A 24,522-nucleotide genomic window follows, 5' to 3' on the forward strand; every position below is an offset into this window, starting at 1 on the left:
GGCCGCCGACCCATAAAAGATGATTAAGGCCGACTTAGGGCCCTCGACGCCTTTGTTGTCAGATGTCACTGTCGGGGGGAGATGAAAAGACTCACTGTCCTAGGACTCGCGCTTCTCCTCACCGCAGCCTGCGCGCCCGCCGGAGGCAGTTCCGCGCCGGAGCCGGTCAACTCCGAGGACGTGATGTTCCTGCAGATGATGATCCCCCATCACCGCCAGGGCATCGAGATCGTCAAGCAGGCTCGGGACAAGGGGAAGGACCAGCAGCTCAAGACGTTCGCCGCCGCGATCGAGACCACGCAGACCGACGAGGTCAAGACCATGATGGGCTGGCTCCGCTCCTGGGGTCAGCCCATGACCGCGCCGTCGGACGCCCACGCCGCCCACGGCGGCCTGCCGGAGACCGACCGGGAGCAGATCGCCAGGCTGACCCGGTCGAAGAACTTCGAACGCGACTTCCTCCAATTGCTCATCGCGCACCAGGACGACGCCGTCCAACTCGCCGGCCTTGAGGCGCTCAACGGCGACAACCCCACGGTGAAGGGCTGGGCGGAGAAGGTGAAGCAGTCGCGCAAGGCACAGATCGAGCAGATGAAGGGCATGCTCCCACCGGCGCCCTGACGAACCGGGCGCCCTGACGAACCGGGTGTCGTAACGGACCGGGCGCCCTGACCGACCGGGCGTCCTGATGTAGGCGAGACTGACCGTAGACACGACGGCCGGATAAGTGATTAGATCACTTGATATGTCCGCCGAGGTTACCCGTCCCACCCTCTCCGACGCGCTCACCGAGCGCATGCTCGAACTCATCCGCACCGGCGGACACCGGCCAGGAGACAGACTGCCCTCGACCAGGGAGCTGTCCCAGCGCTTCGCCGTCACCACCCCGACACTGCGTGAGGCGCTGCGCCGGCTCGAAGCCACCGGGGCGATCGAGATGCGGCACGGATCCGGGATCTACGTGGGCCCCGCGATCGAACGCCTCGTCCTCCCCAACCCCAACATGCGCGCGATGCGCGGCGCCCAGCTGCTCGACCTGCTCGGCGCCCGCATCGTCATCGAGCCGCCCCTGGCCGCGCTGGCCGCAGAGCAGGCGACCGACGACAGCCTCGCGGGGCTGCGGCGGCTGCTCGACGAGGCCGGCAGGCACCTTCGCGGCGAAGACGCCGAACTGCACGAGGCCAACATGACCTTCCACCGCGCCACGGCACGGCTGGCGGGCAACGGCGTCCTGCACGAGGTCGTCGACTCGCTGCTGACCGTCCATGCCTCCGAACAGCGGGAGATCCTCCAGATCTTCGACGACCGGCGGCGCGACTACGACGAGCACCTGGCGATCCTCACGGCCATCGAGTCCGGCGACCCCGAAGCCGCCGAACGGCGCATGCGCGCCCATCTCGTGGACGTCAGGACCGTCATAGAGCAGAGATTGCGTTCCCCCCAGTAAGGTAAGGAGTCCGGCATGCGCAGACTGGCAGCGCTCGGATTGGCGGCGACACTCACCCTGGCCGCCTGCGGTGGCAACGACCCGGAGACCGCCGCACAGCAGAAGAAGACCGAGCTGTCGCTCTACAACGACAAAGGTGCCTGGAGCAAGTTCTTCGAGGACATGGGCACGCTGTCCAAGCAGCAGATCAGCCTGGGCGTCAAACCCGTCGGCTACACCGACTCCGCGCAGTACCAGGCGTTCATCAAGGCCTCGTTCCGCACCGACGTCAAGCCGGACCTGTTCACCTGGCAGACCGGGGGAATGCTCCAGGAGATCGTCAAGCAGAAGCAGGTGGCCGAGACCACCGCGCTGTGGCAGGAGGCCATCGCCGCAGGCGACCTGCCCAAGGACCTCGCGCCCTACTACACGGTGGACGGCAAGCAGTACTGCGTGCCGCTCAACGTCGCCTACTGGGGCATGTTCTACAACAAGAAGGTCTTCGACCAGCACGGCGTGAAGCCGCCGACCACCTGGGCGGAGCTGGAGCAGGCCGCGGCGACGCTCAAAAAGGCCGGGGTCACGCCCTTCTACCACACCAGCGTGCTGTTCTCCTTCGTCTGGTTCGAGCAGATCATGGCCGGGATGGACCCCGACCTGTATGACCGGTTGTCCACGGGCAAGGCGAAGTACACCGACCCCGGCGTGGTCGCCGTGATGGAGAAGTGGAAGTCGCTCATCGACGCCGGGTACTTCATCAACGCCGGGGACAAGACCGACCCCGCCGACGTGCTGAAGAACGAGAAGACGGCGATGGTCTCCTTCGGCACCTTCTTCAACACCAGCATGACCCAGCGGAAGATGGAGCCGGGCAAGGACTACGGCTTCTTCGTCATCCCCAACGTCAACGCCGACCTGCCCAAGACCTCGGTGATCTTCGAGAGCGGCCCGCTGTGCTCGCTGACGAAGTCGGCCGACCCCGCCGCGTCCCTGAACTACCTCAAGTGGTGGACGAGCACGAGCGCCCAGGAGAAGTGGGCGTCGAGCCGGGGCGACGTCAGCGCCAACCCGAAGGTCACCGTCGCGGACAAGGCCCTCGACACGATCACCAAGGACGCGGGATCCGGTAAGTACCGCCTGGTCAACCGCTACTTCGAGGCGACCCCGCCGCCGATCCTGACCGCCGCGCTGGACGGCTTCGGCAAGTTCGTCACCGAACCCGGCAGCTACAAGGAGGTGCTGGAGACGATTCAGAAGGCGGCCGACGAATACTGGAGCACCAACCAGTGAGAAACGTCCCCATTCTCGGCCGGTTCCGAGGGGGGTATGTGGCTCCGGCCGTCCTGCTGGTGGCCGGGCTGCTCTACGCCCCCTTCCTCTACACCGCCTTTCTGAGTCTGACTGCCTACGACGGCCTGGCCGACCCTGAGTTCGTCGGGCTGAGGAACTTCGCCCGGCTCTTCGACGACGAGGCCCTGCTGACCTCCGTCCGCAACACGCTGATCTGGGTGGCGGGCACGATGGTGCTGCCGGTCGGGCTCGGCCTGCTGGTGGCGGTGCTGTCGTACGACCTCAGGGGCGGCATGTGGTTCCGGCTGCCGTTCATGCTCCCGTACGCGCTGAGCGGCGCCGGGCTCGGCATGGTGTGGAGCCCGATCCTGTCCCACGACGGCATCGCCAACCTGCTGCTCGGCACCGACACGGCCTACATGGCGCAGGAGCCGTACAACACGATCGCGATGCTCCTGGTGTGGACGTGGCAGCAGCTCGGCGTCAACACGCTGCTGTTCGTGGTCGGCCTGCAGTCGATCCCGAAGGCGCCGATCGAGGCGGCCCGGCTCGACGGCGCCTCCGGCTGGTCGCTGTTCCGGCATGTGATCTGGCCGCTGATGCGCCCGCTGACGGCGGTCGTCGTCGGGCTGGCGCTGGTGGCGAGCCTGAAGACGTTCGACATTGTCTGGGCCATGACGCAGGGCGGCCCCGGCCGCAACTCCGAGACGCTCGCGGTGATGATGTACCGCGAGACGTTCGTGGCCACCAAGTACGGGTACGGTTCCGCGGTCGCCGTGGTGCTGACCGTGGTCGCCGGGCTGGCCTCCTGGCTCTACCTGAGGAGGCAGGTGCGATGATCCGGCGGATCGTCCTCGTGGTGCTCGGGCTGGTCTGGCTCGGGCCGACCTACCTGCTGCTCGTGAACGCCTCGCGCCCGGCCGAGTCCTACGACCCGGCGAGCGCGTGGGTGCCCTCGGTCGACTTCGCGCTGTTCGACAACATCTCGGCCGCGCTGGAGAAGGCGAACCTGGCCGAGAGCCTGGCCAGCACCGCCCTCTACAGCCTGGTCTCGCCGCTGCTCGGGGTGCTCGTCGGTGCCCTGGCGGGCTACGCGATCGTGGTGCTGCGCCTGAGGTACGGGTTCCTGTGGTTCATGCTGATCTTCGGCGGGACCATCTTCCCGTCGCAGATGTTGCTGGTGCCGCTGTTCATCGGCTACAGCGAGGCGGGCTTGTACGACGACCGGCTCGGCATGCTGCTGCTCTACACGGCGATCAACGTGCCGCTGGCCGCGTTCGTGCTGCGCAACTTCTACTCGGGAGTCGCCTTCTCGATCTTCGAGGCCGCCCGCATGGACGGCGCCTCGACCTTCCGCATCTTCTGGACCGTGTACCTGCCGCTGTCCACGAGCGCGCTGGCCGCGGTCTACATCCTCGAATTCACCTTCATCTGGAACGACCTGATCTTCGGCCTGGTGCTCACCCAGACCGAGAGCGTACGACCGGTGATGGTCGCGCTCAACGGCATGATCACCGACGTGTACGCGGGCACCCCCGCCCCCGTCGGCCTGGCCGCCGGGCTGCTGGTCTCGCTGCCGACGGTCGTGTTGTTCCTCGCCACCCAGCGCCTCTTCGCGAGAGGCCTTTCCCTAGGGAGTGTTTGATGACGAGCCGGTTGCTGCAACGGAGCCTGGGTTCCCCGGACTACGACGGCATCAGGCAGGCCCTGCGCCACGACACCTCGACCCCGGTGATCAGCGCGCGCGGCCTGGAAGTACGGCTGGCCGTGCTCCCGCTGTTCACCCATGACGGCCGCCAGGCGGTACGGGTGTCGTGCACGGGCCTGGTCGGCACCGACCTGACGGTGTCGCTGGTCGGTGTGGACGAGGCGGTGGGCAACGACGTCACGCTGCTGGTGCCGGAGGTCGACGCGCCGCGCGCCTTCACCCTGGAGGTGCGCGACGGCGCCGGCGTGATCGGCTCGGCCGAGGTCACGGTGACGCCGCAGCGCAAGTGGAGCGTCTTCGTCGTCCACCACTCCCACCTGGACATCGGCTACACCGACCCGCAGGGCACGGTGCTGCGCCACCACCTCGACTATCTCGACGCCGCAGTACGGCTGGCCGAGGAGACCAGGGACTGGCCGGACGACGCACGCTTCCGCTGGACCGTCGAGTCGTCGATGCCCGCTGCCAAATGGCTCGCCTCCCGCCCCGCCGAGCAGGTGGAACGCTTCAACCAGGCGGCCCGCGACGGCCTCATCGAGGTGACCGCGCTGCCGGTCCAGCTCCACACCGAGGCGTGCTCTACCGAGGAGCTGTACCGGCAACTGCGCCCGATGTTCGACTTCCCGATCCGCTCGGCGATGCACACCGACGTGCCGGGCGCCGTGGTCGGGCTCGTGGACGCGCTCAACGCGGCCGGGGTGCGCTACCTCGCGGCGGCCCACAACTGGGCCGGGCGCTCGGTGCCCTACCTGCACGGGGGCGACAAGCTGACGCGGCCGTTCTGGTGGCGGGCGCCCAGCGGGAACCGGGTGCTGGTGTGGTTCACCGACACGCCGCACGGCATGGCCTACATGGAGGGCAACACGGTCGGGCTGACCGACTCCTACGAACTGGCCGACGACCTGCTGCCGCGCTACCTGTCCGCGCTGGCCTCGCGGGGGTACCCGTACGGGCCGGGGACGTTCGGGTGGCAGGGGCCGGACGCGCCACGGGAACCGTACGAGCTGGATGTGCTGCACCTGCGGGTGCAGGGTGCGCACGCCGACAACGCGGGGCCGTCGATCGTGCCGGCGTCGATCGCGCGGCGCTGGAACGAGCAGTGGGCCTTCCCGCGCCTGCGCTCGGCGGTCAACAGCGACTTCTTCGAGCACGTGGAGGAGCGGTACGGCGAGAGCCTGGCCGTCCACGAGGGCGACTGGACCGACTGGTGGGCCGACGGGCTCGGCTCCGGGGCGCGTCCGCTCGGGTACGTACGGCGGGCGCAGTCGTCGTTGCGCGCGGCCGAGACGCTGCACACGCTGGCCGGGGTGGACGCCACCGAGCAGATCTCGGCCGCCTACGACAAGGTGGCGCTGTTCAACGAGCACACCTGGGGCGCGGCCAATCCGTGGGAGGACGCGGAGGAGGGCGGCGACTCGGGCGGCCTGCAGTGGACGCGCAAGTCGGCGGGCGCCTACGACGCCCAGGACGACGCCTCCGACCTGCTCCAGGCGGGTGTCCGCAGGTTCGGCGCGGCGCTGGGCGGCGCCGGCGAGCCGGCGTTCGCGGTGTTCAACCCGGGCACCCAGGCCAGGACCGACGTGGTGAAGGCGTTCCTGCCGCGCGACCTGGTGCCGATCGACCGGCCGATCGCGCTCAGGGACGCCCGCAGCGGCGAGATCCTGCCGCACCACGAGGAGATCGTGCTCCCGGAGGAGTGGCCGACCCGCCCGATCGGCCGTCACCTGCACGCGGTCGTCCCCGACGTCCCCGGGTACGGCTACGCCCGCCTCGACGTGGTCGCGGCCGACGCCCCGGCGCCCGAGCCGGTGGAGCTGGGCCAGGACCCGGTGATCGAGAACGAGTTCTACCGCGTGACCTACGACGTGCGTGAGGGCTACATCAGCTCGGTGTTCGACAAGGCGGCGGGCAGGGAACTGGTCAACGCCGAGGCCGCCGCCGGTTTCGGCCAGTACGTCTACGACCGCTACGCGACGGCCCCGCACTTCAACCACATGTCCGGGCACGTGGGCGCGCATGACCGCACCCTGCTCGGCGACCGGGCCATCGCGCGGAACGCCGCCGTGGTCAGGGCCGAGCGCACGGTCGTCGGCGAGCGGCTGGTGGTCGAGCTGCAGGGCAAGGGCGTCGACTGGCTGCGCGCCACGATCGAGCTGCACCGGGGCGTGCGCCGCCTCGACCTGACCTATCAGCTCGCCAAGCAGGGCACCCCGGCGAAGGAGGCGGTCTTCCTGGCCTTCCCGTTCGCGGCGGGCGCCCCTGCGGCCTGGGAACTGACCGGCGGCGTCGGCGGCCCCGAGGTGGCGCGGGTGCCGGGCTCGGCGGAGTACATGCTGCCGATCCGGCACTGGATCGCCTACGAGGAGGCCGGGCTGAGCATCGCGTGGGCGACGATGGAGGCGCCGCTGGTGCAGCTCGGCACCATCCACATGCCGTACGCGCCCTTCCCGCCGACGCTGGAGGACGAGCCGGGCACGGTCTACTCGTGGGCGCTGAACAACATCTGGGACACCAACTTCCCCGCGCAGCAGCAGGGCGAGACGACCTTCCGGTACGCGGTCACCTCCGGGCAGGAGGCCCCGGCCCGGCGGCTCGGCGCCCAGGTGGCGGCCGGGCTGACCGACCCGTTCGTCGGCGTGCTGGTCACCGGCACGCCGGAGGCCGTCGACGGGTACGTCACGGTGGACCATCCCGACGTGCACGTCACTTCGCTGGGCCGGTCGGAGGACGGCCTGGTGGTGCGGCTGCAGTCGTTCGCCCCGGAGCCGGTCGAGGTGCGGGTCGGGCTGCCCGGCCTCATCTCCGCCCAGGTCAGCTCGGGGTTGCGCACCGACCTCGGGCCCGCCGAGGTCGCCGGGGAATCGGTGAAGGTCACACTGCCCGCGTGTGGGGTCGCCGCCGTTTGGGGGATCTGTGCAGATCGTTGACATCCGGGCGACCACGGTCGCCGTCCCGCTCCAGGCGCCGCTGCGGCACAGCAACGGCGCCCACTGGGGGCGTTTCATCAGGACGATCGTCGAGGTCGAGGCCGACAACGGCCTGATCGGCCTGGGCGAGATGGGCGGCGGCGGCGAGAGCGCCGAGGCCGCCATCCGGGCGCTGCTGCCGTACCTCAAGGGGCACGACCCGGTCCAGCTCGAAACGCTGCGGTTCAAGATCGCGAACCCGACGGCGTCGCTGTACAACAACCGCACCCAGTTGCTGGCCGCCGTCGAGTTCGCCTGTCTGGACCTCGTGGGGCAGCAGCTCGGCGTCCCGGTGCACGACCTGCTGGGCGGCCGGATCCGCGACTCCGTGCCGTTCGCGTCCTACCTGTTCTTCAGGTACGCCTCGGACGGCTACGCCGAGATCCGCACGCCCGACCAGCTCGTCGAGCACGCCCGCGAGCTGCGGCAGGCGCACGGGTTCACCGTCCACAAGCTCAAGGGCGGGGTGTTCCCGCCCGACTACGAGCTGGAGTGCTACCGGGCGCTGGCGGACGCCTTCCCCGGCGACCGGCTGCGCTACGACCCGAACGCGGTGCTGTCGATGGCCGAGGGGCTGCGCTTCGGCAAGGCCATCGAGGGGCTGAACAACGACTACCTGGAGGACCCGGTCTTCGGGCTCGAAGGGCTGCGGCTGGTGCGCGAGCAGATCGGCGTGCCGATCGCGACCAACACCGTGGTGGTCAACTTCGAGCAGCTCGCCTCGAACGTGATGCGCCGCAGCGCCGACGTGATCCTGCTGGACACCACGTTCTGGGGCGGCATCCGGCCGTGCGTGAAGGCGGCGGGGGTGTGCGAGACCTTCCAGCTCGGCGTGGCCGTGCACTCCTCCGGGGAACTGGGCATCCAGCTCGCGACGATGCTGCACCTCGGCGCGGTACTGCCCAATCTCACGTACGCGGCCGACGCGCACTACCACCAGTTGCGCGACGACGTGATCGAGGGCGGCAGGCTGCCTTACAAGGACGGGGCCATCGCGGTGCCGTCCGGACCGGGGCTCGGGGTGCGGCTGGACCGCGACCGGGTGGCCGAGTACGCCGAGTTCTACAAGCGGGTCGGCGGTTATCCGTACGACCGGGATCCCGGGCGTCCCGGTTGGTACGCGCAGGTCCCCAACGAACGGTTCGCAGACCCCACCATTTCGGTCGAAGTAGCTACATAATTGCTTGTCATGATGAACGAAACCCCCGCTGACAACATCGTCACCAGCAGGCACACCCTGGCGTCCGGGCTGCCGTACACAGCCAGGACGGGAACGGTCGTCCTGCGGGAGGAATCGTTCACCGACGGAGCATTCGACGGACACCAGGCCAAGGCCGAGGTGTTCGTCACCTGCTACACGCTCGACGGCGCCGACCCCCGCACCAGGCCGGTCACCTTCGCCTTCAACGGCGGGCCCGGCTCGTCGAGCGTGTGGCTGCACCTCGGACTGCTCGGCCCACGTCGCGTCCTCATGGGCGACGCGGGCGCCCTGCTGCCCCCGCCGTACGCGCTGGGGGACAACGAGCAGACCCTGCTGAACCACAGCGACCTCGTGTTCATCGACCCGGTCTCCACCGGTTTCTCCCGGGCCGCCAAGGGCGAGAAGCCCGGCCCCTTCCACGGCTTCAGCGGCGACATCGAGTCCGTCGGCGAGGTCATCCGCCTGTGGACCAGCCGCAACGGGCGGTGGATGTCGCCGAAGTACCTCGCGGGCGAGTCGTACGGCACCCTGCGCGCCGCCGCGCTCGCCGACCACCTCCAGACCCGCTTCGGCATGTACCTCAACGGCCTCATGCTGATCTCGTCGGTGCTCGACTTCGCCAGCCTGGAGTTCAACCCGGGCCACGACCTCGGCTACGCGCTCTACCTGCCGACGTACGCGGCCATCGCCCACCACCACGGCCTGCACGGCGACCGGCCGCTGGCCGACGTGCTGCGCGAGGCCGAGGAGTTCGCCGCCCGCGACTACCCGTGGGGCCTGGCCAGAGGCCACCGGCTGACCGCCGACGAACGCGCCGACCTGGTCGCGCGCACCGCCGCGCTGACCGGGCTCGCCGCCGACTACATCGACCGCGTCGAACTCCGCGTGGAGCACCTGCGCTTCTTCGCCGAGCTGCTGCGCTCGCGCGGGCAGACCGTCGGCCGCCTCGACGGGCGCTTCACCGGCTGGGAGTCCGACGGCGGACGCGAGACCTACCAGCGCGACCCCAGCATGAGCGCGATCCTCGGGCCGTTCGGCACCGCGATCAACCACTACCTGCGGGCCGAACTCGGCTACACCAGCGACCTGCCGTACGAGACGATCTCCGGCAGGGTGCACCCGTGGTCGTACAAGGAGTTCGAGGGCGCCCACGTGCACGTGACCGAGAAACTGGCCGCCGCCATGCGGTGCAACCCGCACCTGCGTGTGCACGTGGCCAGCGGCTACCACGACGGCGCGACGCCGTACTACGCCACCGAGCACACCTTCGCCCAGCTCCGGGTGCCGCGCGAACTGCTGGCCAACGTCGAGTTCAAGTACTACGAGGCCGGGCACATGATGTACGTCCACGAGCCCAGCAGGCTTCAGCAGTCCGCCGACCTTGCAGCTTTTGTCCGGGCCTGATCACTCGGCCTGATCACTCGGGCAGCACCACGGGCACCTGGGCCAGCAGCCCGCCGTCCACCCGGTGCTCGGCGCCGGTGATGAACGACGACCGCTCGCCTGCCAGGAACGCCACCATCTCGGCGACCTCGGCGGGCCTGGCCACCCGGCCCAGCGGGTGCGAGCGCCCCCACTCGGCCAGCAGCTCCTCCTGCGTACGGTCCCCCTTCCACAGGTCGGCGGCCCAGCGCAGCATGGGCGTGTCCACCGAGCCGGGGCAGACCGCGTTGACCCGGATGCCGTCGGCGGCGTGGTCCAGCGCCATCGACCGGACCAGGCCGTTCAGCGCGGCCTTGCTCGTCGCGTACGCGGCCACCCGCGTCTGCGACGCGAACGCCTGCACCGACGAGACGACCACGATCGAGCCGCCGCCCCGCTCGCGCAACCTCGGCACCGCCGCCTGGCAGGTCAGGTAGACGCCCTTGAGGTTGATGTCGAGGACCTCGTCCCACAGCTCCTCGGTGGTGTCCTCAACGGTGCCGTACCGCTGGACGCCCGCGCAGGTGACGACCGCGTCCAGGCCGCCGTACCTGCTGACGGCGAGGTCGGCCAGCGCGCGCATGTCGGCGGCGGACCGTACGTCGGCGACGACCCCCGTCACCCGCTCCCGCTCGCTCGCGGCGCCCGGCTCGGCGCCGCAGAAGACGACGGACGCGCCGCCCGCTTCGAGGCGTTCGACGACCGCCCGGCCGATGCCGGTGGAACCGCCGGTGACCAGGGCCACCTTTCCGGCGAAGTCGTCAGGGTCGTTCATGTCAGCACCTCCGCGCGCAGCGTCGTCACCTTGGTCTCGTGCGGGCCGAACGTCAGCGCGGTGCCGCCCGCAACGGCCGCCGCCAGCCCGTCGGTGGGCATGCCGGCGAACGGTTCGAGCCCGACCACGTAGGCCCGCCCCCACCAGGGGTAGTCCTTCGCGGCCCCGAGCTCCTGCCACAGCCACAGGTACGGCTGGACGCTCGCGTCCCACTCCACCCGCATGCCGATCTCACCCATGATCTCGTACCAGCCGTCGGTGAACCCGGTCAGGTACACGATGTCGCTCGGCGTCCCCTCGGGCGGGATCACGCTCAGGTCGATCTCGCCGCCGCCGTCGGCGGGCACCACCGGCCACTCCCACGGGCCGCCCGCGCGCACCCGGCGCCCGCTCGGGCCGATCGCGCTCTCGTGCGGGACCACCCGCACGCCCTCGGGCAGCCGGATCCGGTGACCCGGACGCAGGAACGGCCGCCCGAACACCAGGTGCTGACCCCACATCGCGTGCAGCGGCAGGTCCGCCTCGTTGGTGGCCCGGCCCTCCGTCTCCAGCACGGCCGTGCCCGAGCGCAGGCGGTAGACCTTCTCCAGCAGGTACGGCAGTCGCCGGGTCCTGACGCTCAGCCGTACCGACACCTCCTCCGGGGTGTCGGCGAGGATCTCGCACTCCCACGGCAGGCCGGAGACCTCCCCGTGCTGCGCCAGCCGCGCGCCACGGTAGCGGCTGGGGGCGCCGCCGTTCGGGAAGACCTCCTGCCAGCCGCCCTCGTAGTGGTCGACGAACCCGGCGACGTCGTCGGCCGCCCCCAGCAGGTGCGTACGCGGGTCGCGCAGCCCCTGCGGGGACAGCCAGACGAAGTCGGTGTCCGTCGGTTTGTGGAGGAACTCCACCACGTCGCCGCCCTTGTCGCAGACGACGGTGACGCGGAGGAGTTCGTTCTCCAGGACGACCGCCCGCATCCCCTCCACGGAGATGCGGTGCAGCCGGGCGGCCCAGTTCCGCCTCACCCGAATCTCACGTCGATGAACCTCGGCCGGTAGATCGAGACATCGTTGTAGTGGTCGGTGTTGACGAAACTGTTGACGTTGTAGGACACGACCAGGCCGTTACCGGCCGCGTACGGGTGGGCGTGGGCGTTGTAGGTGAAGATGTTGCCGCCGGTCTCCGGGGTCGTGTAGAGGAGCTGCTTGTTCGTGAACGGCCCGGTGGGCGAACACGAGGAGTAGGCCACGATCCTGGCGCTGAGCGCCTCGGTGGTGTCGTGCGTGATGAGCACGTACGCGTCGCCGATCTTCGTCACGCTGTACTCGTTGGCCACGCCGTTCATCAGCCGGGCGGAGTCGGCCTCGTTGGGCGACCAGGTGCCGTCGGCCTTGCGGTACTCCCAGGTGCCCACCAGGCTCTGGCCCTGGACCCGGGCCAGGTGCATGTGCTTGGTGGCGCCCTGGTCCTCGACGCCGTAGACGTAGGTGTAGCCGCCGTCCTTGAGGATGCCGGAGGCCCAGGCGACGCCCTTGCCCGAGGGCAGGTCGTGCACGCTGACCGGCTGGCTCAGGTTGCCGACCGGGAAGCGGGCCACCACGTTGCGGTGCCAGCGCCAGTCCCAGGCGCCGGTGCCGAAGCGCTCGTACTCCTGGAAGGTCACCTCGACCAGGTTGCCCGCCACGGTCGCGTCGCCCGCCCAGTACCAGTGGTTCTTGTCGCGGGGCGGCATGAGCGCGGCCGGGCTGCCCGGGGTGCCGCCGTAGATCGTGCGCAGCTTGCCCGCGTTCTCGACGGCGAAGGAGTTGTTGAGGAAGACCGTCGTGCCGCCCTCCTCCACGACCTTCGGGCGGGTGCCGTCGGCGTTGACCTGGCCGAGGAAGGTGTCGGAGAAGACCCACAGCTCGCGGCCGTTGGGCAGGCGGACGGAGTAGGTGCCGTCGGCGCCGGTCCAGTCGTCATGGCGGGAGTTGTCGTTGCCGTAGTTGGTGAACAGGCTGGTCAGCCGCTGGTTGGTGGAGGAACTTTGGAAGGTCGGCGTGGTACAGGCGACCGTGGCGGCCGTGGCCTGCTGGGGGATCAGGAAGAGGGTGAGGAGGAGGGGGATTAACAGCAGAAGACGCTTCATCACGCATCCGTAGGGGGGAGGAGGTGAGGTCCCTACAGTTCTAGTCATCAGATGACTTACTGTCTAGCCCCAAAGGAACCATCGTGTGTCGCCGCCGCCACTAGATTGCGCACATGAGTGAAGACACACAGGCGGACGGCCGCCGGGAGAGGGCGACACTGCTCCTCGCGCGGATCCGCGAGCAGATGCACGGCGTCACGGGCGTGGACGAAGAGCTGAACGACCTACGAAACGGGTCGCGCGGTTAGCGACCCTTGCGCCGGTCTGTCGGTAGGGGCCGGGGGACTTCCGGTCCGTCGCCGGGGAACGGTCCTTGGAGTTCGCGGGCGAGCTGCGGATCACTCCATGCCACTGCGGTGGAGCGCCAGGATGCCAGGGCGCGGCCGAACGGCAGGAGTTCGCCGGTATCCGCTCCCGCGATCAGGTGTCCGAGAAGCTCGCGCACACAAGCCTGACGTTCGGTGTCCGGCAGCCACGTCACCCAGGGCAGTTCCTCGGCGAGAACCTCCTCCGCGAGGCTGTCACTGCGTCGCGCCACGATGGCCAGAGCGCGCGCGGCGATGCGCAGGCTGGCCGCGCTCGCCTCGAATCGCTCTGCCCGCATCAATACAAGATCCTCCTCGCCCCGGCGTTCAAGGATCACGTCAGCGTGGTCGAGAGACGGAAGCACGTGGGACGGGCCGCGAAGGAAGGCGCTGTAGGGAAAGTTCTTCGTGGTCATGACGTGATGATATCTGAAGTAGTTCAGATAGGATCCGCACAAATGGGATGCCGACCCGGCGGGCGGGCGGGTAGCCTGCGCGGAGACCGAAGGGGGATTCTCAGTGGGACACGTCGAGGTCGCACACCTCACATACGTGCTTCCCGACGGGCGGCCGCTGCTCAACGACGTCTCCTTCCGGATCGGCGACGGCGTCAAAGCCGCGCTGGTCGGCCCCAACGGGGCAGGGAAGACGACGCTGATGCGCCTGGTGGCAGGCGATCTGCAGCCTGTCGACGGCTCCACGGCCAGCTCGGGCGGGCTCGGCGTGATGCGGCAGTTCATCGGGAGCGTTCGGGACGGCTCGACCGTCCACGACCTGCTGCTCGGCGTGGCCCCGCCGGCCGTGCGGGCGGCGGCGGAGAAGCTCGCGCGGGCCGAGCTCGTGATGATGGAACGCGACGACGAGAAGACGCAGCTGCGCTACGCGCAGGCGATCACCGACTACTCGGACGCCGGCGGCTACGACATCGAGGTCCTTTGGGACACCTGTACGGTCGCCGCGCTCGGCGTCGCCTACGACAAGGTGAAATACCGCGACGTGGCCACGTTGTCCGGCGGCGAGCAGAAGCGGCTCGTCCTGGAGGCGCTGCTGCGCGGCCCCGACCAGACACTGCTGCTCGACGAGCCGGACAACTACCTCGACGTGCCGGGCAAGGAGTGGCTGGAGGCCCGGCTGCGCGAGACGCCCAAGACGGTCATGCTGGTCAGCCACGACCGGCAGCTCCTGGCCAACGCCGCCGACCGGCTCATCACCGTGGAGTCCGGCGGCGTGTGGATCCACGGCGGCGGCTTCGCCACGTACGCCGAGGCCCGCCGTGAGCGCAACGCCCGCCTGGAGGAGCTGCGCCGCCGCTGGGACGAGGAGCGTGCCAAGCTCAAGGCCCTGGTCGTCATGCTGCAGAACAAGGCGCGTTACAACGACGGCATGGCCGCCCCCTACCACGCGGCCCAGACGCGGCTGCGCCGGTTCGAGGAGGCGGGCCCGCCTGAGGAGACGCCGAGCGAGCAGAACATCCGCATGCGCCTCAAGGGCGGACGCACCGGCAAACGGGCCGTCATCCTGGAGGGCCTGGAGCTCACCGGCCTGATGAAGCCGTTCTCGACCGAGGTCTGGTACGGCGAGCGCGTCGCGGTCCTCGGCTCCAACGGCTCGGGCAAGTCACACTTCCTGCGGCTGCTGTCCGGCGACGGCGTCGCGCACACGGGCGTGGCCAGGCTGGGCGCCCGGGTGGTGCCGGGGCTGTTCGCGCAGACGCACGCCCGGCCCGACCTCCAGGGCCGGACGTCGGTCGAGATCGTGATGACCGAGCACGCGCGGCTCAAGAACGAGGCCATGAAGATCCTGGCCCGCTACGAGCTCGCCGGCCTGGTCGCCGAGCAGCGTTTCGAGACCCTGTCCGGCGGCCAGCAGGCCCGCCTGCAGATCCTGCTGCTCGAACTGTCCGGCGCCACGCTGCTGCTGCTCGACGAGCCGACGGACAACCTCGACCTGGCCAGCGCCGAGGCGCTGCAGGCGGGCCTGGCCGCCTTCGACGGCACGGTGGTCGCGGTGACCCACGACCGCTGGTTCGCCGCCGACTTCGACCGGTTCCTGGTGTTCGGCTCCGACGGCGGCGTCTACGAGGCCCCCGCGCCGGTCTGGGACGAGGGCCGGGTCGTCCGCGCCCGAGGGTAAAGAGTCGGTGTGCGCACGCGTGTCCCTCGCGTGCCACACCGATTGACCGGTTATCACGGCAAAGTGATCCTGCGTAGCCGAACCGTCGCACTCGGTGCGATCTCCTTGGCCGTCCTCACCGCCTGCTCGTCGCCGGAGGCGGTGCAGCCGGTCCAGCTCAAGCCGCTGGTGCTCAAGGAACAGGTGTCCAACACCGTCAAGACCTCCTCGGGCTACGCGGTGAACTGGGCGGGCGTCCTCACCAACGGCAATCCCTGGCACTTCGGCGAGCACGTGGTGGCCACGGTCATCGGCCGCGACGCCAAGGGCACCGAGGTCGTCCGGATGGATCAGCCGCTCGACGCGGTGCCGCCGGGCGGCACGCTGCCGTTCGCCGGGCAGGCGCTCGCGACGGGCCGGCCCGCCAAGGTCACCATCGAGTACCGCCCGGCCACCTGGCGGCCCGCTGCGCGCATCGCCTCGGCGTTCCGCACCTTCCCGGTCTCGGGGGTGCAGACGATGCGGCAGAAGGATGGCAGCTACCTGATCACCGGATACGTGGCCAACCCGTACACCCGGCCCGCCAGCAGCCTGGTGGTCAACGCGCTGCTGCGGGACGCCTCCGGCAAGCTGATCGGCGGCGGTCACGCGTTCGTCGACGACGTGGAGGCGGGCAGCCCGCCCCGGTTCATCCTGACGGTCGAGGGCCTGCCCAACGGGGCGCGGGCGGCGCGGACCGAGGTGGTCGCGCGGACGTGGGGCTCGACGGGCAAACCGTACGACGATCTGGCGCTGGGCGGTGCCCGGCCGGTGCACACGGTGGCACCGAGGACCGAGCCGTTCGAGATCGACCGGGGCCGCGCCGCACTGCCCGGCGAAGCCGTCAAACAGTGACATAACCATACGGCGTTCCTGTCATTACCGCTGAATCGGTAGAACTGCTAGTTACCAATCCATTACCTTCAGCTACATGACTGATCGTGTCCTCGTCGATGCGCTGCGTACTGATGATCCGGATGCCCTGGCCGAGTTGTACGACGCCCACGCCGAGGGCATCCACCGGTACTGCTGGTCCCTGCTGCGCAGTTCCGACAGCGCGCAGGTGGCCCTCAGGGACACGCTCATCGCCGCGCGGGCGCACATCGCCGCGCTGGCCGACCCCGACCGGCTGCGGCCCTGGCTGTACGCACTGGCGCGCGGCGAGTGCCTGCGCCGCCGCCTGTCGGTGCCGGGCCCGGTGGATCCGATGCCGGACGCCGGGGGCCACGAGGACGCCGATCTCCGGGTCATCGCCTGGAACGCGCTCCAGAGTCTGCCCGCCCGCGACCGCGAACTCCTCGACCTGGTGCACGGACACCGCCTGACCGAGGGCGAGGCGGCGACGGTGCTCTCGCTCACGCCCCGCCAGGCCGCCTCGGACGCCGAGGAGGCACGGGCACGGCTGCGCGACGCGGCCACCGCCGAGCATCTCGCCAGGAAGGGGCCGTACTGCCCGGGGCGGGCCCGCGCGATGACCGGGTTCGCCGGCGAGCTGACCGCCGACCTGCGGGCCCGGCTGGTGAGACACGGCGCCGAGTGCGACGACTGCGCGCCCTGGGCGCAACCGACCGCCGAGTGGGTCTTCGGACTGCTGCCCGCCCCCGATCCGCCGGAGGAGCTCAGGGTCAGGGTGCTGAGCTGCTTCGCCGATCCTGAGCTGGCGCCGTACCGGCGTTATGTGGCCGGGCGCTCGGGGGCGCTCGACTCCGCCGGGTTTCCCGGCCACGGGGAGCAGACGGTTCGTCGCTGGCCTCAGGCGCTGGTGGGCGCGCTGGCGGCGGTGGCCGCAGCCGCCTCGGTGGGGATGATCTTCCAGCAGTTCGGCACGGAACACGCCGGCCTGGCCGGCGTGCTGACCGGGCCCCTGCCGGTGACCGGCGTGCCGCCCGCCTTCCGTCCCCCGTGGCAGACCCGCCAGAACCAGAACGACACCGACGACCCGCACCTTTCAGACGCCGACCACCCACGCTTGCCGGGCGGACCGGATCCCGGCGACCCCCGCTTCTCGGGCGGACCGAACCCCGGCGACCCGTACGCCACGGGCGGGCCGGTCGGCATGGGCGACCCGAGAGTCATCGACCCGGTGGGCCGCCCCGTCCCGTCCGTGTCCGGTCCGACCCGGCCGGTCCTGACGACACCGCCCGCGCTGCCCGAGGAGTCCGACCCGGACACCGTGGACCCGGAGGAAGCGCCGACCGCCCATCCCGGCGGAGACCCTCACGACAACCCCGGCGACCGCCCGACCCGCGACCCCCACAGCCGCCCCACCCGCACCCCGACCGCCCAGCCCACGCGCCCGCCGTCGGAACGGCCCACGCGTCCGTCCTCCCCGCGACCCACGCGCCCGCCGACCGGCAGCCCGACCCGCCCGCCCGCCACCCCCACACCGACCCGGCCCGCACCCACCCCGGACCCCACACCCCGGCCCACGACCCAGCCCTCACCCCAGCCCACGTCCGCTACCCAGCCCCCACCCCAGTCCACCGGCACCGCCGCGCCGCCCGCGCCGACGGCAGGCTGATCGGCGTGCGGGCGTTCGAGTTGCGCGAGGACCCGCACCTCGGGTGCCGGGTCTGCCCCCGGCCGATGAGCGACGACCTCGCCGACCTGGTCCCCAGGAGTCATCGCGTCCTGTGGCCCACCTGGCCGGACCCGGGCCCGCGCATGCTGCGCGACCTGCTCGAACTGTGCCGGTTGCGCACCGCGCGCGGCCTGGCCGTCCTGTCCTGGCTGTCCGGCTGCGAGCCGCCCCCGGACTACGAGTGGCTGTGGACCTCCCGCCGCCTCACCGGCGGCCGGCAGGAACGCATGTACGGCGCCGCCGCCTCCGTCCCCGACCCGGTGCTCGCCCTCGTGCTGGCCAACTGGACCTGGGCCCTCACCACCTCGTACGGCGGGCGCGTGGCGGCGCCGTATCTCGCCGCGACCGCCTATCCGGCCGACGGCCATCGGGCGGCCGACGCGACGATGACGCTCTTCCAGACCTACGACAGGCACCCGGAGGCGCGGCCCGCGATTGCCGCCGCGTGGGCGGCGGCCCGGGTCGGCGCCGACTGGTGCAAGGCCGCCGAACTTCACGCTGCGTATGGGAGTCAGGCGCCGGTCTTCACCTACCCGAGAGGGACGAATCCCCCCGTTCTGGGCGTCCGGCCCTGGATAGAACGTCTGTTTCGCCTGCGATAACTACGTTACGTGCGGGTAATGTGTGCGGTGAGTGACGACTGGGCATCGAGTGCATAGAGTGATCGTCAGAAGGGGGTTCTATGCGCTCCGTCAGGGCTGGATTCCTGGTCGCCTGCGCTCTGGCGACCCTGTGCCCGCCTGCTCAGGCCGACCCGCGTCCGTCGCAGGACGACGTCGCGGAGGCCCGCGAGGCCGTACGCGACAAGAACAAGGCCCTCGGCAGCGCCGCCGCACGGCTCGCGAGCGCGCAGGGCGAGCTCGACCGCCTGGCGGCGGAGACCGAACGGCTGGTCGAGGCGTACAACGGCGAACTGGTCCGGATGGCGGCGGCCAGGCAGACGGCCGACGCCGCCCGCGCCCGGCTGACCGGCGCCGAGTCCGAGGTCGCCACCGCGCGGACGGCCGTCGCGGTCATCGCGGCGGAGACGTACGGCGGCTTCGACCTGTCCAAGCCGATGATGACCGTGCTCCTCGACGGCGGCGGCGACAGCGACACCCTCCACCGCGCCAGCATGCTGGAGCAGATGAGCGGGGAGCGCGCGATGACCCTCGAACGGCTGCGCCAGGCGGAGGAGGTCGCGGCGATCTTCAGGACCCAGGCCGACCAGGCGCTCGGCGCCCAGCGCTCGGCCACGGCACGCGCCGAGACGCTGAAAGAGGCGGCCGAGCGGGCGACGCGCGTGCAGGAGCGGGAGACCGCGCGGCTCATGCGGGAGAAGAGGTCGCTGACCAAGCAGGTCGACGCCGCCCGCAGCAGGGCCGAACGGCTGGCGAGGGAGCGGGCCGCCGCCCGCGTACGCACCAGCTTCCGCGCCGGTGCGGTGCCGGTGCGCGGCTCCTCGGGTGGCGACATCGCCGCCAACTGGGTGCTCACCCAGCTCGGCAAGCCGTACGTGTGGGCGGCGGACGGGCCCGCCAGCTACGACTGCTCCGGGCTGACCATGCGCGCCTGGGAGCAGGCGGGGGTGCGCATCGACCACTGGACGGGCACGCAGTGGACGTCGGGGCCGCACGTGCCGATGAGCCAGCTGCGGCGCGGTGACCTGCTGTTCTTCGGCAGGATCACCAGTGACCCCGGCACCATCCACCACGTGGGGATGTACATCGGGCGCGGACTGATGGTCCACGCGCCGCAGACGGGTGACGTCGTTCGCATCGCCTCGATGTGGCGCAGTGATCTCGTCGGCGCCACCCGCCCGAGCTGAACGTCAGTGGTGGCCCTCTTCCTTGGCCCGCTGGAATGAGCGCTCGATCTCGACCTCGGCCTCAAGGCGGCCGACCCAGTTGGCGCCCTCGACCGACTTGCCGGGCTCCAGGTCCTTGTACACCTCGAAGAAGTGCTGGATCTCCAGGCGGTCGAACTCGGCCACGTGGTGGATGTCGCGGATGTGCTCCATCCGGGGGTCGGTGGCGGGGACGCAGAGGACCTTGTCGTCGCCGCCCTTCTCATCGGTCATCCGGAACATGCCGACCGCCCGGCAGGTGATGTAGCACCCGGGGAAGGTCGGCTCCTGCAGCAGCACGAGTGCGTCGAGCGGGTCGCCGTCCTCACCGAGGGTGTTCTCGATGAAGCCGTAGTCGGCGGGGTACTGCGTGGAGGTGAACAGCAGCCGGTCGAGCCGGATCTTCCCTGTCACGTGGTCCACTTCGTACTTGTTGCGCTGACCCTTGGGAATCTCAACGACAACGTCGAACTCCACCGCGGTCCTTTCTCTGGGCCTAGCCCCCGGGTACCCCCGGGTGGGCGTTAATGTCTCGTAGGTGAACTAGCGGAGAGAGGTCGGACGACGTGGCACGACGCGAGCGGTGGGTGCTGGTGAGCACACTCGCCCTGCTCCAGGCCGCGACGATCGCGACCGGTGTTTACGCCGTGCGGACCGACTTCAGCCTGGCGGCCTTGTCGAAGCAGGAGCCCCGACCGACGAAGCAGCCGGTCGCGCGGCCCTCCGTCCCCTTGGTCACCGCGGGGCCGGTGCTGGCCACGGGCGGGGACGGACCTCTCCCGCCTAAGGGTACTTTGACCCGGCAGCTCACCGATGCCCTGGGTGACAAAGCGCTCGGAAGCCGGGTGGGCGCGGTCGTTCTCGACGCCGCCACCGGACAACGGGTCTTCGCCGACAATCCGGACACCGGCCTCACCCCGGCGTCCACCACCAAGATCGTCACAGGGGCGGTGGCGCTGGCCGCGCTCGGACCGGACGCCAGGTTGTCGACCAGGGTGGTCCAAGGGCGCACCAAGGGTTCCGTGGTGCTCGTGGGGGGCGGCGATCCGATGCTGGCCGGGCCGTACGCGAAGCAGACGACCTACCCGAGGCCGGCGTCGATGGCGACGCTCGCCGCGCGCACGGCGGCCAAGCTGAAGGAACAGGGCGTCACCAGGGTCACGCTCGGCTACGACAGCACCCTCTACACCGGCCCGTCGAGCGGGCCCGGCTGGAAGCCGTCCTACATCCCCGACGGCCATGTGGCGCCCGTCCACGCGCTCGCCATGGACGAGGGCAGGCGGCATCCCGCGCGCAACCAGCCCCGCGTGTCCGACCCGCCGCAGGTCGCGGCCACAGCCTTCGCCAAACTGCTTGCCAGGTACGGCATCGGCGTCGCCAACAAGACCGTCCGCCCCGCCAAGGCGGAGGCCGGTGCGCCGGAACTCGGCCGGGTCGACTCCCCGCCCGTGTACGCGCTGGTCGAGCACGCTCTGACGTACAGCGACAACGACCTGTCCGAGGCGCTGGCCAGGCAGGTGGCGATCAAGGAGGGTCAGCCCGCCTCCTTCGACGGCGCCGCCAAGGCCACCAAGCAGGTCCTCGAACGCCTCGGGGCCGCCCAGGGCGTGTCCGTCTTCGACGGCAGCGGCCTGTCCACCCGCAACCGCATCAGCGCCGGGGCCCTGGCCAAGCTCGTCGCCGTCGCGGGCGCGCCGAACCGGCCGGAGCTCCACTCGGTCGCCAGCGGCATGCCCGTCGCCGGGTTCTCCGGCACGCTCGGCAACGGCAGGCGCTTCACCGCGCGCGACAGCAAGGGCGAGGTCGGGCTGGTCCGGGCGAAGACCGGCACGCTCAACAACGTCAACACGCTCGCGGGCTTCGCCACCGACGCCCAGGGACGCCTGCTGACCTTCGCGTTCATGGCCGACAAGGTCCCGGTGAACGCCGAACCGGTGCTCGACCGGCTGGCCGCGATCGTGGCCAGGTCCTGAGGTTGCTTCGCGGGGCGGGCGCCGAGCACGTACGGTGGGAGGCATGCAGGTGATCGACTGGGATCTGGCCGTTTCCACCGGCACGCGGCTCGTCCGCCCCGGGCCGCAGGTGAGCCGTGAGGAGGCCAGGCAGGCGGTCACCGAACTGCGCATGCTCTCCCGAGAGGCGGAGGGCCACGTACGCGAGTTCACCCGGATTCACACCGAGGCGCCACCGCAACCGGCGACCATCGTCGACCGGCCCGGCTGGATCCGGGCCAACGTCGAGGGCTTCCGCGTGGTCCTCGAACCTTTGACCGAACGCATGGGTGCCAGCGACAACCCGCCGCCCGCGATCGTCTCCGCGGTCGGCTCCCGCATCACGGGCGTCGAGGTCGGCGCGGTGCTGGCCTTCCTGGCCTCGCGCGTGCTCGGCCAGTACGAGCTGTTCCTGCCGCCCGACCCCACGGGTCAGGAGGCGGCGGGCAGGCTCACGCTGGTCGCGCCCAACATCGTCCACGCCGAGCGCGAGATGAACGTCCACCCGCGCGACTTCCGCCTGTGGGTCTGCCTCCACGAGGAGACCCACCGGGTGCAGTTCACCGGCGTGCGCTGGCTGCGCGAGTACGTCAGGTCGCAGATGACCGAGTTCCTGCTCGCCTCCGACCTCGACCTGCCCACGCTGCTCGAACGCCTGCGCACCGCCGCCGACACGGTGGCCGACGTGGTGCGCGGCGGCGACGGCAACCTCATCGACGCCATCCAGTCGCCCGGCCAGAAGGAGATCCTCGACCGCCTCACCGCGGTCATGACCCTGGTCGAGGGCCACGGCGACTACGTCATGGACGCCGTCGGCCCCTCGGTGGTGCCGTCGGTGCTCGACATCCGGTCCAAGTTCGCCCAGCGCCGTGAAAGCAGCTCGCGCCTCGACCGCACGGTCCGCAAGCTGCTCGGCATCGACCTGAAGATGAAGCAGTACGCCGAGGGCGCCGCCTTCGTCCGCACGGTCGTGGGCCAGGTCGGCATGGACGGCTTCAACAAGGTCTGGACCTCCCCGGAGACCCTGCCGACCACGGCCGAGATCGCCGACCCCGACGTCTGGATCCGCCGCGTGGTGGGCAGCCCCCAGCTGGAGGGCTGAGCCCAGGCATGGGCCCGCACCCGGCCGTCGCCGACGTACGGCGGGCTGTCAGGCAGGCGCTGGCGGCCGTCGAGCCGGGTGCGCTGGTGCTGGTGGCGTGCAGCGGCGGGGCCGACTCACTGGCCTTGGCCGCCGCCGCCGCGTTCGTGGCGCCGCGCCTGAGGTTGCGAGCCGGGCTCGTGACCGTCGACCACCAGTTGCAGGAGGGGTCGGCGGAGCAGGCCCGCCGGGTCGCGGCCACACCGCTGGGGCTGGAGTTCTCCGAGGTGCTCACGGTCGAGGTGGGCACGGAGGGCGGTCCGGAGGCGGCCGCGCGACAGGCGCGCTACCAGGCGCTGGAGGCCGCCGCCGACCGGCTCGGGGCCGCGTGCGTGCTGCTCGGGCACACCAGGGACGACCAGGCGGAGACCGTGCTGCTGGGGCTGGCGCGGGGGAGCGGGCCCCGGTCGCTGTCGGGGATGGCGGCCGTCCAGGGGCGCTACGTGCGGCCTCTCCTGGGCATCGGGCGGCCGACCACGGTCGAGGCGTGCCAGGCGCTCGGACTGACGGCGTGGGAGGACCCGCACAACACCGACCCTCGTTACACGCGGGTACGCGTGCGCACGGTGGTGCTGCCGATGCTGGAGAGCGAGCTGGGTCCCGGAGTGGCGCAGGCGCTGGCGCGGACGGCGGAGCTGGCCCGGGACGACGCGGACGCGCTGGACGAGTGGGCCGAAAAGGTGTTCCAGCATTGCGCTCTAAGCGATATCGCGCTGGCCGTCCCGCCCCTCGAAGAGGTCCCCGGCGCCGTCAGGCGGCGGGTGATCAAGCGGATGGCGCTCGCGGCGGGCGCTCCGCCGGGGGCGCTGACGGCGCTCCACGTACGCGCGGCCGAGCGACTCGTCACCGACTGGCACGGTCAGAAAGGCATCGACCTGCCCGGCGGTCTGACCGTCGTGCGCCGATATGGCACCCTGGTCTTCGCCATCAGTCCCATCCCGTAAGGAACGCCAGGTGGACGCAGCCGACATGGGCACCGACCTTGAGAAGGTCCTCATCCCCGAGGACGAACTCCAGGCCAAGATCAAGGAGCTCGCCGGCCGGATCGACGCCGACTACGCGGGCAAGGACCTGCTGCTCGTAGGCGTACTCAAGGGCGCCGTCATGGTCATGGCCGACCTGGCCAGAGCCCTGCACCTGTCCGTCCAGATGGACTGGATGGCGGTGTCCTCCTACGGCGCCGGCACCAAGTCCTCGGGCGTCGTGCGGGTGCTGAAGGACCTCGACAACGACATCATGGGCCGCCACGTGCTCATCGTCGAGGACATCATCGACTCGGGCCTCACCCTTCACTGGCTGCTCGAGAACCTCAAGTCGCGCAACCCGGCCTCGCTGGAGATCTGCGCGGCGCTGCGCAAGCCCGACGCGGTCAAGGTGCCGATCGACGTCAAGTACATCGGCTTCGACATCCCCAACGAGTTCGTCATCGGCTACGGGCTGGATTATGCGGAGAGATACCGGAATCTGCCCTTCATCGGCACGCTGGCGCCCCACGTTTACCGGTAGCAATCCGGACATTGCCTCTCGCCGCCGGGAACATCGCTCCACCTGACGTACGTTGGTAGGGCAAGGCCGGTCTAGCGGGCGGTGTCTCCGTACGCTTCGGCCGGTGTACCTTCTGACGAACGGG

Annotated in this window: 23 protein-coding genes; 18 read left to right on the top strand and 5 right to left on the bottom strand. The window is 70.5% G+C overall.

Annotated features, from left to right (window positions below; translation table 11 throughout):
• Positions 1–81 precede the first annotated feature (81 nt).
• From ABD120_RS33745 to ABD120_RS33780, 8 genes are all read left to right on the top strand, one after another.
• Positions 82–621: a DUF305 domain-containing protein gene (locus ABD120_RS33745; protein ID WP_343954340.1), complete on the top strand. Its 540-nt coding sequence runs from the start codon at positions 82–84 to the stop codon at positions 619–621.
• Between the two features lie 124 nt (positions 622–745).
• Positions 746–1,447: a FadR/GntR family transcriptional regulator gene (locus ABD120_RS33750; RefSeq protein ID WP_343954341.1), complete on the top strand. Its 702-nt coding sequence runs from the start codon at positions 746–748 to the stop codon at positions 1,445–1,447.
• Between the two features lie 15 nt (positions 1,448–1,462).
• Positions 1,463–2,716, top strand: a complete 1,254-nt coding sequence (locus ABD120_RS33755; protein ID WP_343954342.1) for an ABC transporter substrate-binding protein — start codon at positions 1,463–1,465, stop codon at positions 2,714–2,716.
• Positions 2,717–2,754: 38 nt separating this feature from the next.
• The gene (locus tag ABD120_RS33760; protein ID WP_343954343.1) at positions 2,755–3,555 is read left to right on the top strand and encodes a carbohydrate ABC transporter permease; all 801 of its coding nucleotides are present in this window, start codon (positions 2,755–2,757) and stop codon (positions 3,553–3,555) included.
• Positions 3,552–4,361 (top strand): carbohydrate ABC transporter permease, encoded by an 810-nt coding sequence (locus tag ABD120_RS33765; RefSeq protein ID WP_343954345.1) that lies wholly within the window; start codon positions 3,552–3,554, stop codon positions 4,359–4,361. Before ABD120_RS33760 ends, ABD120_RS33765 begins: the two co-directional genes overlap by 4 nt.
• Positions 4,361–7,351 (top strand): glycoside hydrolase family 38 N-terminal domain-containing protein, encoded by a 2,991-nt coding sequence (locus ABD120_RS33770; RefSeq protein WP_343954346.1) that lies wholly within the window; start codon positions 4,361–4,363, stop codon positions 7,349–7,351. The genes ABD120_RS33765 and ABD120_RS33770 overlap by 1 nt, the downstream gene beginning before the upstream one ends.
• Positions 7,338–8,570: an enolase C-terminal domain-like protein gene (locus tag ABD120_RS33775; protein WP_343954348.1), complete on the top strand. Its 1,233-nt coding sequence runs from the start codon at positions 7,338–7,340 to the stop codon at positions 8,568–8,570. The genes ABD120_RS33770 and ABD120_RS33775 overlap by 14 nt, the downstream gene beginning before the upstream one ends.
• A 9-nt stretch (positions 8,571–8,579) precedes the next feature.
• Positions 8,580–9,995 (top strand): S10 family peptidase, encoded by a 1,416-nt coding sequence (locus tag ABD120_RS33780; RefSeq protein WP_343954349.1) that lies wholly within the window; start codon positions 8,580–8,582, stop codon positions 9,993–9,995.
• Positions 9,996–10,008: 13 nt separating this feature from the next.
• Here ABD120_RS33780 and ABD120_RS33785 read toward each other — a convergent pair whose 3' ends face one another.
• The 3 genes from ABD120_RS33785 to ABD120_RS33795 are packed head-to-tail and all read right to left on the bottom strand — an operon-like array spanning position 10,009 to position 12,898.
• A complete protein-coding gene (locus ABD120_RS33785; protein WP_343954350.1) occupies positions 10,009–10,788 on the bottom strand; it encodes an SDR family NAD(P)-dependent oxidoreductase in 780 nt (259 codons plus the stop codon).
• A complete protein-coding gene (locus ABD120_RS33790) occupies positions 10,785–11,795 on the bottom strand; it encodes a DUF4432 family protein (RefSeq protein ID WP_343954351.1) in 1,011 nt (336 codons plus the stop codon). The genes ABD120_RS33785 and ABD120_RS33790 overlap by 4 nt, the downstream gene beginning before the upstream one ends.
• Positions 11,792–12,898: a DUF4185 domain-containing protein gene (locus ABD120_RS33795; RefSeq protein ID WP_343954352.1), complete on the bottom strand. Its 1,107-nt coding sequence runs from the start codon at positions 12,896–12,898 to the stop codon at positions 11,792–11,794. Before ABD120_RS33795 ends, ABD120_RS33790 begins: the two co-directional genes overlap by 4 nt.
• A 113-nt stretch (positions 12,899–13,011) precedes the next feature.
• Here ABD120_RS33795 and ABD120_RS33800 point away from each other — a divergent pair, with 113 nt between their 5' ends.
• Positions 13,012–13,146: a hypothetical protein gene (locus tag ABD120_RS33800; RefSeq protein ID WP_343954353.1), complete on the top strand. Its 135-nt coding sequence runs from the start codon at positions 13,012–13,014 to the stop codon at positions 13,144–13,146.
• Here the strand turns inward: ABD120_RS33800 and ABD120_RS33805 are convergent.
• Entirely contained in the window at positions 13,143–13,619 is a 477-nt protein-coding gene (locus tag ABD120_RS33805; RefSeq protein WP_343954354.1) for a hypothetical protein, read from the bottom strand. The genes ABD120_RS33800 and ABD120_RS33805 overlap by 4 nt on opposite strands.
• Positions 13,620–13,722: 103 nt before the next feature.
• Here ABD120_RS33805 and ABD120_RS33810 point away from each other — a divergent pair, with 103 nt between their 5' ends.
• The 5 genes from ABD120_RS33810 (at position 13,723) to ABD120_RS33830 (ending at position 19,742) form a co-directional block, all read left to right on the top strand.
• The gene (locus ABD120_RS33810; RefSeq protein ID WP_343954355.1) at positions 13,723–15,336 is read left to right on the top strand and encodes an ABC-F family ATP-binding cassette domain-containing protein; all 1,614 of its coding nucleotides are present in this window, start codon (positions 13,723–13,725) and stop codon (positions 15,334–15,336) included.
• 63 nt (positions 15,337–15,399) lie between these two features.
• Positions 15,400–16,209 (top strand): hypothetical protein, encoded by an 810-nt coding sequence (locus ABD120_RS33815; RefSeq protein ID WP_343954356.1) that lies wholly within the window; start codon positions 15,400–15,402, stop codon positions 16,207–16,209.
• A 76-nt stretch (positions 16,210–16,285) separates the two neighbouring features.
• Positions 16,286–17,875 carry a hypothetical protein gene (locus tag ABD120_RS33820; protein ID WP_343954357.1) on the top strand — a complete coding sequence of 530 codons (1,590 nt, stop codon included), beginning with the start codon at positions 16,286–16,288 and terminating at the stop codon, positions 17,873–17,875.
• Between the two features lie 5 nt (positions 17,876–17,880).
• Positions 17,881–18,537: a hypothetical protein gene (locus ABD120_RS33825; RefSeq protein ID WP_343954358.1), complete on the top strand. Its 657-nt coding sequence runs from the start codon at positions 17,881–17,883 to the stop codon at positions 18,535–18,537.
• An 80-nt stretch (positions 18,538–18,617) separates the two neighbouring features.
• On the top strand, positions 18,618–19,742 hold the full coding sequence (locus tag ABD120_RS33830) for a C40 family peptidase (protein ID WP_343954359.1): 1,125 nt from the start codon (positions 18,618–18,620) through the stop codon (positions 19,740–19,742).
• Between the two features lie 3 nt (positions 19,743–19,745).
• On the opposite strand, the gene ABD120_RS33835 is transcribed toward ABD120_RS33830, so the two are convergent.
• The gene (locus ABD120_RS33835; protein ID WP_343954360.1) at positions 19,746–20,237 is read right to left on the bottom strand and encodes an inorganic diphosphatase; all 492 of its coding nucleotides are present in this window, start codon (positions 20,235–20,237) and stop codon (positions 19,746–19,748) included.
• 89 nt (positions 20,238–20,326) lie between these two features.
• On the opposite strand from ABD120_RS33835, the gene dacB reads away from it, so the two are divergent.
• Genes dacB through hpt form a run of 4 tightly spaced genes read left to right on the top strand, consistent with a single transcriptional unit; the run spans position 20,327 to position 24,398 of the window.
• On the top strand, positions 20,327–21,733 hold the full coding sequence (gene dacB, locus ABD120_RS33840) for a D-alanyl-D-alanine carboxypeptidase/D-alanyl-D-alanine endopeptidase (RefSeq protein WP_343954361.1): 1,407 nt from the start codon (positions 20,327–20,329) through the stop codon (positions 21,731–21,733).
• A 43-nt stretch (positions 21,734–21,776) separates the two neighbouring features.
• A complete protein-coding gene (locus ABD120_RS33845; RefSeq protein ID WP_343954362.1) occupies positions 21,777–22,853 on the top strand; it encodes a zinc-dependent metalloprotease in 1,077 nt (358 codons plus the stop codon).
• Positions 22,854–22,861: 8 nt separating this feature from the next.
• Positions 22,862–23,836 (top strand): tRNA lysidine(34) synthetase TilS, encoded by a 975-nt coding sequence (tilS, locus tag ABD120_RS33850; RefSeq protein WP_343954364.1) that lies wholly within the window; start codon positions 22,862–22,864, stop codon positions 23,834–23,836.
• Between the two features lie 10 nt (positions 23,837–23,846).
• Complete coding sequence (gene hpt, locus ABD120_RS33855) at positions 23,847–24,398, top strand: hypoxanthine phosphoribosyltransferase (RefSeq protein ID WP_343954365.1); 552 nt, start codon at positions 23,847–23,849, stop codon at positions 24,396–24,398.
• Positions 24,399–24,522 lie beyond the last annotated feature (124 nt).

It is taken from the genome of Nonomuraea longicatena (genome assembly GCF_039525605.1).
GTDB lineage: Bacteria > Actinomycetota > Actinomycetes > Streptosporangiales > Streptosporangiaceae > Nonomuraea > Nonomuraea longicatena.